General features: G+C 38.6%; 16 protein-coding genes. 14 read left to right on the forward strand and 2 right to left on the reverse strand.

Annotated elements, in window-relative coordinates:
* The first annotated feature begins 176 nt into the window (after nucleotides 1-176).
* The 11 genes from MMB69_RS07050 to MMB69_RS07100 all read left to right on the forward strand — a co-directional run bounded on the left by MMB69_RS07050 (nucleotide 177) and on the right by MMB69_RS07100 (nucleotide 10,312).
* Complete coding sequence (locus tag MMB69_RS07050; protein ID WP_264408179.1) at nucleotides 177-1,052, forward strand: LysR family transcriptional regulator; 876 nt, start codon at nucleotides 177-179, stop codon at nucleotides 1,050-1,052.
* Nucleotides 1,053-1,212: 160 nt separating this feature from the next.
* Nucleotides 1,213-2,394: a CaiB/BaiF CoA transferase family protein gene (locus MMB69_RS07055; protein ID WP_264408178.1), complete on the forward strand. Its 1,182-nt coding sequence runs from the start codon at nucleotides 1,213-1,215 to the stop codon at nucleotides 2,392-2,394.
* Between the two features lie 56 nt (nucleotides 2,395-2,450).
* Nucleotides 2,451-3,536, forward strand: coding sequence for an LLM class flavin-dependent oxidoreductase (locus MMB69_RS07060; RefSeq protein WP_269871878.1), 1,086 nt, complete (start codon nucleotides 2,451-2,453; stop codon nucleotides 3,534-3,536).
* Between the two features lie 26 nt (nucleotides 3,537-3,562).
* Nucleotides 3,563-4,345 carry an ABC transporter permease subunit gene (locus MMB69_RS07065; RefSeq protein ID WP_146274389.1) on the forward strand — a complete coding sequence of 261 codons (783 nt, stop codon included), beginning with the start codon at nucleotides 3,563-3,565 and terminating at the stop codon, nucleotides 4,343-4,345.
* Between the two features lie 18 nt (nucleotides 4,346-4,363).
* The gene (locus MMB69_RS07070) at nucleotides 4,364-5,134 is read left to right on the forward strand and encodes an ATP-binding cassette domain-containing protein (RefSeq protein WP_098548964.1); all 771 of its coding nucleotides are present in this window, start codon (nucleotides 4,364-4,366) and stop codon (nucleotides 5,132-5,134) included.
* Between the two features lie 15 nt (nucleotides 5,135-5,149).
* A complete protein-coding gene (locus MMB69_RS07075; RefSeq protein ID WP_146274387.1) occupies nucleotides 5,150-5,533 on the forward strand; it encodes a hypothetical protein in 384 nt (127 codons plus the stop codon).
* 19 nt (nucleotides 5,534-5,552) lie between these two features.
* Nucleotides 5,553-6,308 (forward strand): enoyl-CoA hydratase/isomerase family protein, encoded by a 756-nt coding sequence (locus MMB69_RS07080; RefSeq protein WP_277447465.1) that lies wholly within the window; start codon nucleotides 5,553-5,555, stop codon nucleotides 6,306-6,308.
* A 36-nt stretch (nucleotides 6,309-6,344) separates the two neighbouring features.
* On the forward strand, nucleotides 6,345-7,322 hold the full coding sequence (locus MMB69_RS07085) for an aliphatic sulfonate ABC transporter substrate-binding protein (RefSeq protein WP_221785374.1): 978 nt from the start codon (nucleotides 6,345-6,347) through the stop codon (nucleotides 7,320-7,322).
* Nucleotides 7,323-7,354: 32 nt separating this feature from the next.
* Nucleotides 7,355-8,410, forward strand: a complete 1,056-nt coding sequence (locus tag MMB69_RS07090) for an ABC transporter substrate-binding protein (RefSeq protein ID WP_277447466.1) — start codon at nucleotides 7,355-7,357, stop codon at nucleotides 8,408-8,410.
* Entirely contained in the window at nucleotides 8,400-9,209 is an 810-nt protein-coding gene (locus MMB69_RS07095; protein ID WP_264409257.1) for a class II aldolase/adducin family protein, read from the forward strand. Before MMB69_RS07090 ends, MMB69_RS07095 begins: the two co-directional genes overlap by 11 nt.
* A gap of 77 nt (nucleotides 9,210-9,286) precedes the next feature.
* Complete coding sequence (locus MMB69_RS07100; RefSeq protein WP_277447467.1) at nucleotides 9,287-10,312, forward strand: ABC transporter substrate-binding protein; 1,026 nt, start codon at nucleotides 9,287-9,289, stop codon at nucleotides 10,310-10,312.
* A gap of 20 nt (nucleotides 10,313-10,332) precedes the next feature.
* Here the strand turns inward: MMB69_RS07100 and MMB69_RS07105 are convergent, their stop codons facing one another.
* Nucleotides 10,333-10,806: a hypothetical protein gene (locus MMB69_RS07105; protein WP_221785377.1), complete on the reverse strand. Its 474-nt coding sequence runs from the start codon at nucleotides 10,804-10,806 to the stop codon at nucleotides 10,333-10,335.
* 97 nt (nucleotides 10,807-10,903) lie between these two features.
* Complete coding sequence (locus MMB69_RS07110; protein WP_277447468.1) at nucleotides 10,904-12,010, reverse strand: GerAB/ArcD/ProY family transporter; 1,107 nt, start codon at nucleotides 12,008-12,010, stop codon at nucleotides 10,904-10,906.
* 327 nt (nucleotides 12,011-12,337) lie between these two features.
* Here MMB69_RS07110 and MMB69_RS07115 point away from each other — a divergent pair, with 327 nt between their 5' ends.
* The 3 genes from MMB69_RS07115 to MMB69_RS07125 all read left to right on the forward strand — a co-directional run bounded on the left by MMB69_RS07115 (nucleotide 12,338) and on the right by MMB69_RS07125 (nucleotide 15,948).
* Nucleotides 12,338-12,820: a GNAT family N-acetyltransferase gene (locus tag MMB69_RS07115; RefSeq protein WP_277447469.1), complete on the forward strand. Its 483-nt coding sequence runs from the start codon at nucleotides 12,338-12,340 to the stop codon at nucleotides 12,818-12,820.
* Nucleotides 12,821-12,822: 2 nt separating this feature from the next.
* Nucleotides 12,823-13,902, forward strand: coding sequence for a DNA alkylation repair protein (locus MMB69_RS07120; RefSeq protein WP_277447470.1), 1,080 nt, complete (start codon nucleotides 12,823-12,825; stop codon nucleotides 13,900-13,902).
* 390 nt (nucleotides 13,903-14,292) lie between these two features.
* Nucleotides 14,293-15,948 carry a M14 family metallopeptidase gene (locus MMB69_RS07125; protein ID WP_277447471.1) on the forward strand — a complete coding sequence of 552 codons (1,656 nt, stop codon included), beginning with the start codon at nucleotides 14,293-14,295 and terminating at the stop codon, nucleotides 15,946-15,948.
* Nucleotides 15,949-15,954 lie beyond the last annotated feature (6 nt).

Here is a 15,954-nt window from a genome sequence, read left to right on the forward strand (position 1 = left end):
AAATGAATTGTTTTATTTTAATACCTAATTCAAACGTGATTTTTGTAGACATCAAAGGGGTTTGACTTATAAAGTAAATAGCTAAAGAAGTGATAAAACTTACTTACTAGATAACTAATAACGAAGTAGTTGCTGTAGGTTTTTGAGCTATCTATAAAGGAGGAGGTAGCAAGTAAATGGATTTACGAACGATTAAAACATTCCAAACTATTGCGCGCTTAGGAAGTTTTCAAAAAGCAGCAGAAGAGTTAAAGTACGTACAATCAACGGTTACGATGCAAATACAAAAACTCGAATCAGATTTGGGCGTAAAGCTCATTGAACGAGGGAAAAAAATACATTTAACAGAAGCAGGGAGGCTTTTTCATGAGAAAGCAGACCTTTTATTAAGAGATTTGGAGTACGTACAAGATACTATGCAGCAATGGCTTCATGGAGAAGCTGGTAAAGTGCGGGTAGGAGCCATTGAGCCCATGGCGATTTTTCGCTTGCCGAGCATCTTACTGCCGTTTAATGAAAGATACCCTAATGTTCAATTAAGTATCCAAATTGATAATACACAGAACTTAACAAAGATGATTAAAGAAGGAGAGCTTGATTTGGCTATCTGCAATACGCCTAATTTGGATCATACAACATTATTTGAGCCGCTTTTTATTGAAGAAGTATCCCTGTTAGTACCTAAAAATCATCCGTTAGCTGTGAAAAATCAAGTAGAACTTGCTGATTTCAAAGGAGAACGCCTTCTTTTGAGCGGGTTTGTGTGCAATTACCGAATCAGTTTGGAGAAATCGTTGGTGGAAGCTGGTGTTAGTCCTGACATTCGACTTGAAGTGAACAGCATGTCTGCATTAAAAGAATATGTACAAGTGGGGTTTGGGATTGCTGTAGTGCCTGATGTTATGGTGAAAAATCCACCGCCAGGAACAGAAATAAAAAAGATCTCTGATCTCAAAATTGGTGTAACTACAGGTATCTTAAGAAAAATAAACACAGTAACCAATGGAACGGCCGTCGAGAATTTGATTCGTCTTATAAAGACTCATTTTTAATAGCTCTATTTTGGTTAATTCATTTTTTTTGAATTAACTATTCGAATTTATCAATTATACAAATCCAGGAAAGTAATATATACTTTGTGAAAACACAGTAAGTTGATTGATTAAGTTGAATTAAGAGATAGTCAAATTATGAAAAGAAAGGAACAGTGAAATGAAGTTACCTAGTAAACAACCACTATCTGGTATACGCGTTCTCGAATTCGGCCAAATTGCAGCCGGTCCATATACAGGAATGTTGTTAGCTGATTTGGGGGCAGACGTTGTTAAGGTTGAAAATCCAAATGGAGGAGACGGCATGAGGCTATGGCCACCATTTGTAAAAAATGAAGAAGAAGAGTACAGTGCTAACTTTTCATCACTAAACCGAAATAAAAGAAGTATTAGTATTGATTTTAAAGATAAACAGCAATTAGCAACTTTAAGGGAACTTTGTTTACAAGCTGATGTAATTATAGAAAACTTTCGTCCAGGAGTATTAAAGAAGTTTGCATTGGATTATGAGAGTTTAGCTAGTGTTCATCCTAAGCTAATCTATTGCTCTATTTCAGGGTATGGGCAAGAAGGTCCTTATGCTAATAAAGGTGCTTTTGATGTAACGGTTCAAGCAATAAGTGGATTAATGAGCGTCACTGGTGAAGAAGATGGAGAAGCAGTTAAATGCGGTGTGCCAGTAGCCGATTTTGCTGTAGGATTGTACGCTGCATATACAATTACAGCAGCCGTTTTAAATGTTGAAAGAGGAGGAGAAGGTACTCAAATTGATTGTTCTATGTTAGGAAGTGTATTAGGTATTTCAGCTTTGCAAACGAGTGAATACTTTGGCAACAGGAAATCGCCAAAACGATTAGGAACTGCGCATCCCCGCAATGCTCCTTATCAAGGATTCTATGGAAGTGACAAACCATTTGTCATTGCGGCTGGTAATAATAAACTTTGGAAAGCAGTATGTGAAGTAACTGGGCTAGAAGAATTGTTTACAGATCCTAGATTTGTGAATCAAACAGCACGTGCTAAAAATCAAAAAGAACTGGCAGCCCTTTTGCAGAAAGTGTTTAGCACAAAGCCAGCTGAATCATGGATAGCCGAGTTTGACCAGAGAGGCGTTCCATCAGCTCCAGTAAATGATTTTTCTGAAGCATTAGCTAGCCCTATGGCACAGTCATTAAATATTGTTAGAGATTTACCACTACCAAATGGTTCATCTATACCAACAGTAGGATTTCCGGTAAAAGTTAAAGGTTACGAATTCTCCGTATATCGAAAGCCTCCTTTACTTGGCGAACACACAAGTGAGGTTTTACAAGAATGGAAGAAAACATCAATAAAGGTCTAAGTTTATTTTAAAACATACTATTCGTATATAAATAATATGATATTGGAGGAATGAAAATGGTTGAAATACTTACTATGTCTCCTACAGCAGGAGATGGAAAATATGTTGGAGTTCCATGGGACATTGAACCCTCTTTTAAATACAATCATCAAATTGCGCAAATGGCTGAGCAGACCGGGTTTTCAGCGCTGCTTCTTCCAGTAGGAGCAGAATGTCTAGATGCATCAATTGTAGCTTCCTCTTTAATACAATCAACTAAAGATTTAAAGTTTTTATATGCAGCAAGGCCAGGCTTTATTAGCCCAACAGTTTTTGCAAAACAATTTGCTACACTTGATTATCTATCGAACGGAAGAGCTATTATTAATGTTGTTACTGGAGGTTCACAAGCTGATCTAGAAAGAGATGGAGATAGTCTTCCACACCATTTACGCTATAAAAGAACGGAAGAATTTGTTCATATTTTGAAACGGTTGTTTACCGAAGATGTAGTAAATCATCAAGGGGAATATTACTCCATTAAAAATGCATCTCTTTTTCCAAAGCCCGTCCAACAACCAAGACCTGAAATTTTTATGGGTGGTGCATCTGAAGCTGGTAAGCAAGTGGCTGCTAAATTAGCTGATGTTTATATGTTGTGGGGAGAAACATTAGAAGATACAAAGCTTCGAATCGAAGAGATGAAACATTTAGCAGCCAAAGAAGGAAGAGCGCTGAAGTATTCAGTTTCTCTTCAAGTTATTACAGCAGAGACAGAAGAAAAAGCATGGGAGAAAGCCCACAATCTGATTAGTAAAGTAAGTGAAAGTAGCTTAGAAAGTAAAAAGAAATTTAGATTAAAAGATGAATCTGTCGGTCATAAAAGGTTAGATAAATTAATGGAAGAAGCAAAAGAAAAAGATTTTATTATTGGCCCCAATCTGTGGGCTGGATTAACCCAAGTTTTAAGTGGTAACTCTATTGCATTAGTGGGTACGCCAGATCAAATAGCTGATCGAGTAGTAGAGTATGTAGATTTAGGGTTCGAAAAAGTATTACTAAGAGGGTTTCCTCATTTAGAAGTCATTGAAGCAATTGGTAAAGAAATTATTCCAAAAGTGAACGATCGATTAAAAGAAAAGCAATCAAGCGTTCGCTTGTAAGATGGTAAAGTAAAGGAGGTCTAATTGTGAATAACAAAAAAACAAACATTTACAGCAAGCGAATAGCTCCTTGGGTTTTACCAATTCTATTAATTGCACTCTGGGAATTATTTTCGACTACAGGTATTGTATCAAAAGAAACACTTCCTTCTCCACTTGATATTTTATATAGTGCAATTCATCTTGTTCAAACTGGAGAGCTGTTTAATCATATTAAAGTGAGCTTTAGTCGAGCATTTATCGGTTTCGCCATTGGAGGAAGTATTGGTCTTATTTTAGGAATTGTAAACGGAGTATATCCCATTGCAGAAAAACACTTGGATACAACCATTCAAATGTTTCGGAATATTCCGCATTTAGCTCTTATTCCCTTAGTAATTTTGTGGTTAGGGATTGGAGAAGAGGCAAAAATCTTTTTGGTAGCAATTGGTGTGTTTTTCCCAATCTATGTGAATACGTATCATGGAATTATTTCTGTTGATAAATCTCTAATTGAAATGGGAAAAGTATATGGCCTAAGTAAAAATAAACTTCTAGTACGAGTGATTTTTAAAGGAGCTCTTCCATCCGTTTTAGTTGGTATCCGTTATTCCTTAGGGATTATGTGGCTGACATTAATTGTAGCAGAGACCGTAGCAGCTGATTCTGGCATTGGTTACATGGCGATGAATGCCCGTGAATTCATGCAAATTGATATTGTTATTGTTGCTATCTTGCTATATGCCATTTTAGGAAAAGTTGCTGATTCTTTAGCAAAGCTATTAGAAGTAAAGCTATTGAAATGGAATCCAAACTATCAAAAATCGTAAAGTAAGGAGCGAGCAAATATGAAATATAAAGGTGGAGGAATTCAATTACAAATACAGCATTTAAAGAAATTCTTTGGAGATGTTGAAGTCTTAAAAGGCATTGATTTAGATATAGCGCCTGGCGAATTCGTCGCTATCGTCGGACAAAGTGGATGTGGAAAAAGTACGTTATTAAGGCATATTGCAGGGTTAGAAAAAGAAACAAGTGGACAGATCGTTCAAAATGGGGAAAAGTTACATTCAATTAATCCCCATGCTCGGTTTATGTTTCAAGATTCAAGACTATTGCCATGGGAAAAGATTGTAGCCAATGTAGGTGTTAGTTTAGGGTTGAAAGGCGAGTGGAAAGAGAAGGCATTAACTTCTCTTAAGCAAGTAGGACTAGAGAGCAGAGCAAATGAGTGGCCATCTGTTTTGTCTGGTGGGCAACGCCAGCGAGTCGCACTTGCCCGTGCATTAGCCACTCAGCCTAAGCTGCTGTTACTAGATGAGCCGTTGGGTGCATTAGATGCGTTAACACGTATTGAGATGCAGGAACTGATTGAAGGAATATGGCAAGAACAGCGCTTTACAGCTCTTTTAGTAACTCATGATGTATCAGAAGCTATTACACTGGCTGATCGAGTTATTTTAATTGAAGAAGGAAAGATTGCGATGGATTTACGCATTCCCCTTTCAAGGCCTCGTGAAAGAGGAAGTCATTCCTTTGGGAAACTAGAAAGTAAAGTATTAGCAAGAGTTATGAAAAAAGAAACGTCGTCGCTTTTAGAAGATGCTACGACCGTATAAAAGGAGAAGAGTGTAATGCAAGTAGCCGTTGTACTTAATAGCAAGACAGAAAAAATTGTTCCTATTGTGGAAGGGGACATTATCCGGTTATACAATACTGAAACAGAAAAAACGGAAGATTTTACAAATCCCTCTATTTATTTGAGCCAAGGAAAGAGAGGCGCGGTTGTCAAATGGGCTGAAAGTCAGGGTATAACAGTTCTAGCAGCACCTCCTAGCATGCTTTGTGAATTATCTTACGACAGCGCCAAGTCGAAAGGTTTTCATTATTACCGAGTAAGTGCTAATACCGGATTTGCAGAGTTTAAACAGCTGTTAAAGGACAAAAATATTCAGTTAGTCACGGACTTACCATTGACTGAAATCGAGCCCAGTGCAATTGTACTACCCAACGAGTAAAGGTTAAAAAGGAGAAGCTATGAGATATGTCAATGTAACGGTAAATCACCAGCCATCATCTAAAAAAATTGTTATTTTATCCTTACACGCGCCTCATAACCTTAATGCTATTAATCAAGAATTATATGAAGAACTTAAGCAGTCCCTAGAGGAGGTTTCAGAAGATAAAACAGTAGGTGCACTGATTTTAAACAGTGAAGTATCTAATGCTTTTAGTGCAGGCGTGGATTTACAGTTTATTCAAGGGTTAAGCAATGAAGAAGCAAGCAATTTTTTCACTAAACTATCGGAGCTATTTGATATACTAATCCATTTATCTGTTCCCACGATCTCTTTTGTAAATGGGTATGCCTTTGGAGCAGGAGCTGATCTTGCCATTTCATGCGATGTACGCATTGCCAGTGAAGCAGCATACTTTCGATTTCCCGGTCCGCAGTTTGGATTGGTTTTAGGGACACAGCGTTTGGTTAATGAAATTGGCTCTTCCAAAGCTCGTTTTTTAGCATTGTCAGGTAAGAAGATAAATGGACAAACAGCTTTAGAGTATGGCTTAGTTCACGAACTGTGTGCGGATAAAGAAACTGGTCAAAAGAGTTCTTTAAAATGGGCAAAAATCCTAGCAAATGTTCCACCGTACACAACTCAAACAATAAAAGAGGTTTGTCATTCAGGCGAGTCTTTTCATGAGCTGATGCGTGCTTCTGTGCTAGAAGGAGATTTTATCGACCGATTCGGTCGATATGTGCAAAATAATAAGAAAAAAGTACGTCACTAGGCAAAATAAATGCTGAAAAGCTAGAGGAGATTTAAGATGATCCCAAAAAAAAGATTTTATGCAACAACCATTATTGTGCTGTTGCTCCTAGCTTTAACCGGATGTGGAGGAGGTAAAGAAACAACAGCAGGAAATCAATCAGTAGAAGGAAAAGGTGTCGTAAAAGTAGGATATCAAAAGTCTGCACCTATGCTGTTATTAAAGAAAAAGCAGCTGCTGGAAAAGAACTTAGGGAAATTAGGATATAAAGTGAAATGGTATGAGTTCAATACAGGAATTGCAGTAGCAGAAGCGTTGAATGCAGGGAGTATTGATATTGGTAGTTTAGGTGATTCTCCTTCTTTATTTGGAAAAGCAAGAGGGCTTGATTTTGTATATATTGCAAGTGAACCTTCTGTGCCTGAATCCGAAGGCATTTTAGTAAAGAATGATTCGTCTATTAAAACTATTAAAGATCTTAAAGGTAAGAAGGTTGCTTTTAATAAAGCTTCAATCTCCCAATACTTGTTGTTAAAAACGCTGAAGTCGGAAGGGATGACAGAGAGCGATATAAATCCAGTCTATCTCAATCCACCAGAAGCCAGTGTTGCTTTTTCTCAAGGACAAGTAGATGCGTGGGTTATATGGGAACCTTACTTTACAACAACTGCAAATAAGGGAAATCGCGTGTTATCTGATGCTACTGGGCTTGTTTCCTTTCGTTCCTTCTATGTAGCTGGCGAGGATTTTGTAAAAGATAATCCGAGAGCAACAAAACAAATTGTATTAGAACTTCAAAAGGTTGGAAAAGAAATCAATAAAAATCCTAAGGAAGCAGCTGAATTAGTATCCGATGCTACCAAGATTCCAGTTGAAACTTGGCAAGAGATATTAAAGAAAAAGCCAGCTGATGTTCAATTTATGAATCAAAAAGCTGCAGATGACCTTCAAGATCAGGCAAATGACCTTTTAGAAATGAAATTAATTACAAAAAAAATTGACGTTCAAAATTCGTACTGGTCTCCTAAAAAATGAGAAGAGAATATAAAAGGAGCGTGCAATAAAGTATGAAGGTTAAAGGGGTGACCAGTGTTCAAATGAAAAAAAGACTTTTTCTTCTTCGGTTCATGCTTCTGTTACTAACCATATTTATAGGGTGCTTGATGACTGCTTGTGATCAAAAAAGCTCTGCTAGTCAACCAGAAAAAAATGAACTCTCTGATGTAACGTTACGAGTAGCGCAAACAGGATGGAGCAGTATTGAAGAGGAGTTAAAGGCAGCTGGGCTAGACAATACACCATATAAAATCGATTACAGCGTATTTCAAGGTGGGAACCTTCAGCTTGAGGCAATGGCAGGCGGTCATATTGATTTTTCACTATCCAGCGAAATTCCTCCTATATTTGCTAATTTATCTGAAGGAAACGGGAACTTCAAGGTAGTTGCTGTACAAGAAGGTAATACATTAAATCAAGAAGTAGTTGTTCCCAAAAATTCTTCAGTAAAAAGTGTAGCTGACTTAAAAGGAAAAAAAGTTGCTTATGTAAAAAATACAACGGCTCATTATTTTCTGCTCAAGCTGCTAAAAGAAGAGGGTTTAGAGTGGAAAGACATTAAGCCAGTGGAACTTTCTACATCTGATGGGCTTACAGCGCTTTTGGGAGGAAATGTAGACGCATTTGCAAGCTATGGCGTATCTATTATATCTGCTCATGAAAAAGGAGCAAAAACGATAGCAAGTGGTAAAGACATTCTGTCTGGAAACTTCCTTATTACCGTACCGCCTAAGCTCCTCGAGGATAAAAATAAAAAGGCAGCATTAGTTGACCTGCTAGATCGATTACAAAAAGCTCATAAATGGACACGAGAAAACGAAGAGAAATGGGCAAAAGTGGTCGCAATAAATACACATCAGCCAGTTAGCCAGGCATTGACAACACTGAAAGAAGGGGAAGAACAACGTCCAAGCATTATTACTCCTATCAATACTGAGCAAATTAAGTCGGAACAAGATGTAGCAGATACATTTTATTCAGAGTCACTTCTAAAGGAAGAAATAGATGTTAAGAAGTTTTGGACAAGTGAATTAAATAGTGACGTAGAAAAAATACATTCGAAATAAAAAAACGGAATATTCGGAAAGGTGGATGATTATGTCAACGAAAGCAGCGTCAATTTATAACCAGCCAACATTTCAAAATGTAGAGGAAGAGCGCCAACATCGTAAGGAAAGACTAGCAGGTGCATTTCGAATTTTTAATCAATTTGGATTTAATGAAGGGGTCGCGGGGCATATAACAGTTCGAGATCCTGAGAAAAAAGATCATTACTGGGTAAATCCACTTGGTGTACATTTTGGACAAATGAAAGTTAGTGATTTGCATCTTGTTAATCACAACGGAGATGTCGTCATAGGAGATCGTCCAATTAACAAAGCAGCAATCGCAATTCACTCGCAAATTCATCAAGCAAGACCAGATGTAATTGCTGCTGCCCACTCTCACTCCCTTTATGGTAAAGCATGGTCGTCTTTAGGAAGGTTGCTTGATCCTCTTACCCAAGACTCGTGTGTATTCTATCAAGATCACGGCTTATTTGATGATTTTACTGGAGTAGTATTAGAGAAAAGTGAAGGTGAACGCATTGCTGATGCACTTCAGCAACATAAGGGCGTTATTTTAAGAAATCACGGGCTTCTTACGGTTGGAGATAGCGTAGATGAAGCAGCCTATTGGTTTATTGCTATGGACCGAGCTTGCCATGCTCAGCTTCTTGCCGAAGCAGCAGGAAAACCTATTCCAATCGATCATGAAACGGCTGTTTTGACGCACTCTCAAGTAAGCAGTCCGTCCGGAGGCTGGTTCAACTTTCAACAGCTATGGTATAAGCTACTTGATGAGGAACCGGATATATTAAACTAAATAAAAGAAAAAGCTTAGGCATTGATATAAGAATATCAATGCCTAAGTAAGTATGATGAAAAGGAGAATAAGTACATATGAACATCCTTCAAAAAGCTTTAGATTGTGCAAAGAAAAACCTATCTAAGAGGATTTTAGTAGCAAGCATTCTTACTATAGGAACTATATCTATTTTATCTGGCTGCAGTGAGACAAAGGAAACAGCAGGAAAAAAGACGGTAGATTTGTCAAAAGTAACGATTGTGTTAGGAGATCAAGCTGGAATGACGAAGGCCAAAGTAGAAGCTTCTAAAGTGCTAGAAGGTACACCATATAAAGTAAAGTGGGCGAGTTTTCAAGGTGCGGCTCCCTTATTTGAAGCATTAAAAGCTGGATCAGTAGATACAGCTCCTGCCGGAGATACGCCGGTACTCGCAGCCGCAGCTTCGAAAGTGCCATTAAAAATTATTGCTACTAGCGTATCTTCTCCCGAAGCTGTAGGAATATTGGTTAAGAAAAATTCTTCAATTAAGTCGATAAAGGATTTAAAAGGAAAGACAGTCGTAGTTTCATCTGCAAAAGGTAGCATTGCACAATATTTATTAATTGAAGCTCTAAAAGAAGAAGGCCTGTCTACGAAAGATGTTAATGTCAAGTTTGTTCTTCCTACTGATGCCGCAGCAGCTTTCAAAGCTGGCCAGCTAGAAGCATGGGCTACTTTTGATCCGTATTTAGCGATTGCTGAGAAAAACGGAGGAAGAGTATTGCGTAATGGCAAAGGTATTAATACAGGATTAGGGTTTATCACAGCTTCAGACAAAGCACTACAGGATCCTGGAAAAAAAGCAGCACTTCAAGACGTCATTAAACGAATTTCAAAAGCATGGGAATGGGAAAATCAAAACAAAGAGAAGTACGTTAAACTGTATTCTAATATTACGAGGTTGCCTAATGACGTTTCAAGAACAATTAATGGACGAGTAAATGCTGAAGTAAGACCTTTTGAAGAAAAGGATATACGTGCTGTACAGAAAGTAGCCGATGTATTTAAAGAAGAAGATGTATTGTCAAAAGAAGTGGACGTGAATAAATTAGTGGATAAAGAAATTTTTACTGCTAAATAAGATGCAGAAGCCTTTATTTTCTAAAGGCTTTTTGTTATTTTCCTCTCCAACTTACACATCCACCGGTAATACTGCACCACCATCCAAAACAGCAGCGGATTTAGCAGAAGCGAATACCACCACGTCCACCATCCGTAGTGAAAATAACCCCATGGAGCAGGGAGAAGGGCCACTACTTCATAAAGTAAAACGGCAACCGACCAAAGTAAAATATAGGCGGCTTTTTTTGTGAGTGTCCCGGCAAAAGGATAGTAGGTAAGAAAAAGCATGTTTACAGGCGGAATGAGAACAGTATAGGCAAAAATACCTTGCCAGTCTGTCTCTTGTGTAAAATACCAGTAGCCGTGAAATTTGAAATTAATGAAGACGTCAAAGATATGCTGAGCAGCAATGGTGAACATCCAAATGTGTACAATTTGATTTGCTGTGAAGCGCTTGTTTGTTTTAAAAGCAAGAATATTAAATATTAAAATAGAAAGAATTAATCCAATCATATTGGTTCTCCTTTTGGCTTCTTGACTATATTGTATAATTTTAGGAGATTAAATCCAATAGAGAAATGGACATACTATGAATTTTCTGCGGTATTTTTCACAGGGACGGACTGTATTTTTTTCGATTTCTTAAAAATGCGATTACGAGTAAAAGAGCAGGAATGACAATTTGAAACGGAAGATGTAAAGTGAACGGAATGATTTTTAACCCTTCATATACGTGTTCGAAATAGTTTTGAGCAAGAGACAATGAATAAAACAAGACGACTAAGCCGACTGGAAATACAAGCGGTGACGGGTTTTTAAGCTCAAACACGTGGGAAAGCCCCAGCACAGTGGCATAGAAAAACAGACCGATTTTAAAGAAGCCGCCTGTGATTAAAGCCACCATAAAAAACACATCAAGCCGTTCTAAAAAACCTGCGAATTGAATGCTTTGAACAGTGCTTAAAAGTGGAAAAGCAGATCTCGATGTTAAGGTAACGCCCAGCACACCTATATTCACAATCATTGTAATCATAAGGTTAATACCGTTTAACGTAATTGCGCTGAATACAATGAATGCGGTCTTTTTTACATTTTTTGTATGAGGAAAAATCATGGCAAATACAATGACTTCTCCAAAAGGAAAATACAGCGTCTGGCTGTAGGCAACTCTCAGCACTAAAGAAATACCGTTTTCAAGCATCGGCTTTAGGCTTGAAAAATCAAGAAGGCCAGAAACGAAGATAAGAATAAAGCCAGCGACGGCGAGTACGTAAATGAAGAAAAACAGCAGTTCCGCCGAACGTGCCATCACTTCAATTCCTTGGCGAACCGTATAGATAATTCCGAGCATCAGTAAAGCGTTCACTATAAACAGCGGCGTGTCAGGATAGACAAAAGTAAGAAGCATCGCGCCGAAATCGCGCAGTACCCGCGCGGCTCCGTTAGCAAAATATAATACGTAAAGAAAAGCCAGTACGCGTCCCGGCACTTTTCCAATAATTTTTTCAATGTACTCCGTCAGAGCTAAATCTGGATAATAGCGGTGCAAGCGATAATAAATAAAAATGAGTGCATAGCTGCTGATCATACCAACTAAAATGGCAACCCAAGCATCTTGCTTAGCGTCCATCGCTAAGCCGACTAAAAAGGCGCTGCCAATCTCAAAGAGCGTAATTAACACAAACAGTTGCCATCCGCTAATTCGAGCATTTTCCACTGACTATTCGCCTCCTTTTCTACAGCTAGTATGCGCTTGTTAATATGGAGCATATGCATCATGTAAGTAAAGAGTTGGCAAATAAAAAGGGGTATTTTGTTAAAAAACAGATATGTTAACCGAAGAGATAAAAGAGAAGGACGTAAAAGGAGAGAGCATATTGGATTTATTTGCAGTCCGCTTATTTACATAGTGGGAAGACGCTATCGAAAAAAACCTTCCGTTACTAAAAAAATATCATACTAACGAAAAAAGCCTTTTCTCTATAAAAGGCTTTTTTCTATGGCGAACATTTGTGCTATGATAGAGAAGCAAGGAGGATGCAGCATGAAAGAAAATCATCAGTTTACCATACATACAGATAAAGAAAAGCTTGATATAGATGTCATTTACTCGTACCTTCATCATGAATCATACTGGGCAAAAGGAATTCCGCTTCATCTTGTTCAAACGTCTATTGAACACTCCGTTTGTTTTGGCGTGTATGATGAGTGCGATAAACAAGTAGGGTTTGGACGAATTATTTCAGATTTTGCGACGTTTGCTTATTTGGCGGATGTGTTTATTCTTCCGCACGCGCGAGGCAACGGGCTAGGAAAAGCGCTGATACAAGAGATGATTCGCTATCAGCCGATTCAACACGTACGAAAAATTTTACTCGCTACAAAAGATGCTCACGGTTTGTACAGTCAGTACGGATTTAAAGAAGTTAAAAATAAGCAGCTGTTCATGCAAATTTTTAAAAAAGGCATGTACGAGCGGGCGCTTTATTCAAAAGAAAATAAAATACTGCCTGGAAAAGAGGGATAAGTATGGCTGAAGAGTTACGTAAAAGCGTATTTAATAAAGAGTTGATTACGCACTTGAGCGACACTTTTTTACGTGAAATGAGTTCATTTGATCAAAAAGCGTTTCATGAGCTGGTTTTTCAACAAGACTGGGAAGACTTAGGGCTGAAAGAGCGCATGAGAAGAATTACGCTTTCCATGCATGAAGTGCTTCCTGCAGAATATGAAGAAGCGCTTCATATTCTCTATAAAGTGGCTCCAACGGTAGGAGGACTTCAAGGCACGATTTTTCCAGATTATGTTGAACTGTACGGATTGAACGCTTGGGAAGCTTCAATAAAAGCACTCGCTTTTTTTACGCCGTTTTCCACATCAGAATTTGCGGTGCGTCCGTTTTTAATTCAAGATCAAAAACGAATGCTCCAGCAAATGATTGAATGGGCAGGAGATGAAAACCATCATATTCGCAGATTAGCAAGCGAAGGGAGCCGGCCTAGACTTCCGTGGGGACAATCAGTACCTGCGTTAAAGCAAGATCCAAAACAAACGCTGCCGATTTTAGAGCAGTTAAAATGCGATGAATCGCTTTATGTTCGCAAAAGCGTAGCCAATCATTTAAATGATATTTCTTACATAGAAAAAGACTGGATGCTTAATGTGATGAAAAGCTGGTACGGAAAAGACGTTAAAACCGACTGGATTGTTAAACATGCGTGCCGTTCACTGCTGAAAAAAGGAGACCCTGAAGCTCTGTCTCTTTTTGGCTATGGAGATGACCCAGGCGTAATTGTCACAGAGCTTAGCTTACAGCCGCATGTCATTACGATAGGTGATAGCATTAACTTTTCCTTTGAACTATCGGTAGAAAAAAACATGCCGCTTCGCATAGAGTACGGAGTTCATTACGTAAAAGCAAAAGGAAACCGCACTCAAAAAGTGTTTATGCTAAAAAATGTTCAAGCAAAAGCAGGCCAAACGCTGACAGTCACAAGAAAGCATGCGTTTAAAGATTTAAGCACAAGAAAACATTACAGCGGTACGCATACGCTGTCTGTTATTGTAAACGGAGTGGTAAAAGCAGAAGCGGACTTTGTGATAGAGTAAAAGCTTGGACCAAAGTATCTTAGTTAATTTTAAACGCGAACTATCGATCAAACATTGATTAATAGTTCGTGTTTTTTATTATCACGGTGAATGTAGGTTTTATGTATGCAGCTGCTTCTAGCAGTGGATTAGAGGGCGAGGCGAAGACTCCTGCGGGAAAAGCGGTTTAGATCATTTACCCTGATTGGTCGTCTTCATATTGAATTGATTGTGTTATGTCCCAATCTTTTTGTTATAAAAAAGAACTCGTCTCCTACGTTAAAATAGTTAAAAAGGTTCATCTTCCTTATCTTGAAGTTATTTCCTTAAACGGTATAATTATTTATGTAACATTTTAAATATTTTAAAAATTTAAAATGTCTAACTAAAGGGATGGGGAGGAGTAAATGAATGAAAAAAACTGTAAAACGAACGGCCGTGCCGGCGATTTTGTCGATTGGATTATTGCTGTCGCCGCTTGCGGTACAAGCTGAGATGCCTTATTACGGAAAAGACTATAGTCAGCCGGAAAAAATTAAAGCGCTTTATCCGGAAATAAAGGTGAATGAAGCAACGCCGGCATTTATGAAAGGACAAGACGCATTTACGACTCAAGAAGAAATGATGAGCTATGTCCAAAAGCTTGCTCATAAAAGTCCGTACGTAAAGCTGAAGATTATCGGAAAGTCACAGCAAGGACGAGACATTCCGGCTCTATATTTTTCAAAGGAAAAGAAGTTTGCTGATGGAAAGACATCCAAAAAGCCAACGATTTGGCTTCAAAGTCAAATTCATGGTAATGAACCGGCAAGCGGTGAATCCGTACTCGCTGTGGCAACGCGTTTGACAGAAGACTTTGGAAAAGATGTGTTAAATAAAGTGAACATCGTGATTGTGCCGCGCATTAATCCAGACGGATCTTATGCATTCAAGCGTCAGCTAGCAAATAATTTAGATGGAAACCGCGACTACATAAAGCTTGAAAGTCCGGAAGTGCAAAGCGTACGAGCTGAATTTAACCGTTTTTCACCAGAAGTCGTCATTGACGCTCATGAATATACGCCGTACAGCAGCGGATTTAAAAATATCGGTAAAGAAGGCGTGTGGAAGTATCACGATATTTTACTGCAGTCCGGTCGAAACTTAAATATTCCGCAGCGCATTCGCGACGTTTCTGATGAGCTGTTTGTGAACAGCACGCTTACAGCAATTGAAAAGCAAGGATATTCAGGAGAAGTATACTATACGTCTCAAGTGAATAAACAAGGGCAGCTTGAAGTAGAAGAAGGCTCAGTTGAACCGCGAATTGGCCGAAACTCACTAGGCTTGTATCCATCGTTTTCGTTTTTAGTGGAAAGCAGAGGAATTGGCATTGGACGAGAAGATTTTCCGCGGCGAGTGAGTGCGCAAATTGCTACGCAAGAAAAGCTGATTACGCAAACAGCCGCTCATGCCAAACAAATTAAAGCGCTGATTGAAAAAGAAAAAGCGGCGCTTGTCAAAAAAGGAAAAAATGTAAATGACCATGACCCAATTGTTGTGAACAGCGAAAATAAAAAAATACCAAACTCCACGTTAGAAATGGTTGATGTGGAAAGCGCGTCTGTTAAAGAGATTCCTGTGACGTACTACAGTGCAAAGAAAGCAACGCCGACGCTTGTCCGCGAACGTCCAACTGCTTATATTTTAAAGCCAGGACATGAAGATTTAGCAGCAAAACTGCAGGGACAAGGGGTAAAAGGCTTCAAGTTAACGAAAGAAACAGCTCTTTCAGTAGAAGCGTATAATGTGAGCAGCCGCATTGAAAATGAAGCCTACGAAAACAAACCAAATGTAGACGTGCAAACAATCGTGAAGCAAAAAACGGTGACGTTCCCAAAAGGAAGCTACGTCTTTTTAACATCTCAGCCTCAAAACAATTTATTGTCTCTATCGCTTGAGCCGGAATCAGTGGACAGCTTCACAACGTTTGGGTATTTGCCTTCAGAGGTAGGACAAGAACTTGATGTTTACCGCTTTACGCGTTCCATTGAAAAATCGCCTTTGCAAAAAGAATCCCGTAAATAATGAAAA

The organism is Priestia sp. P5 (genome assembly GCF_029522155.1).
Taxonomy (GTDB): Bacteria; Bacillota; Bacilli; order Bacillales; family Bacillaceae_H; genus Priestia; species Priestia megaterium_E.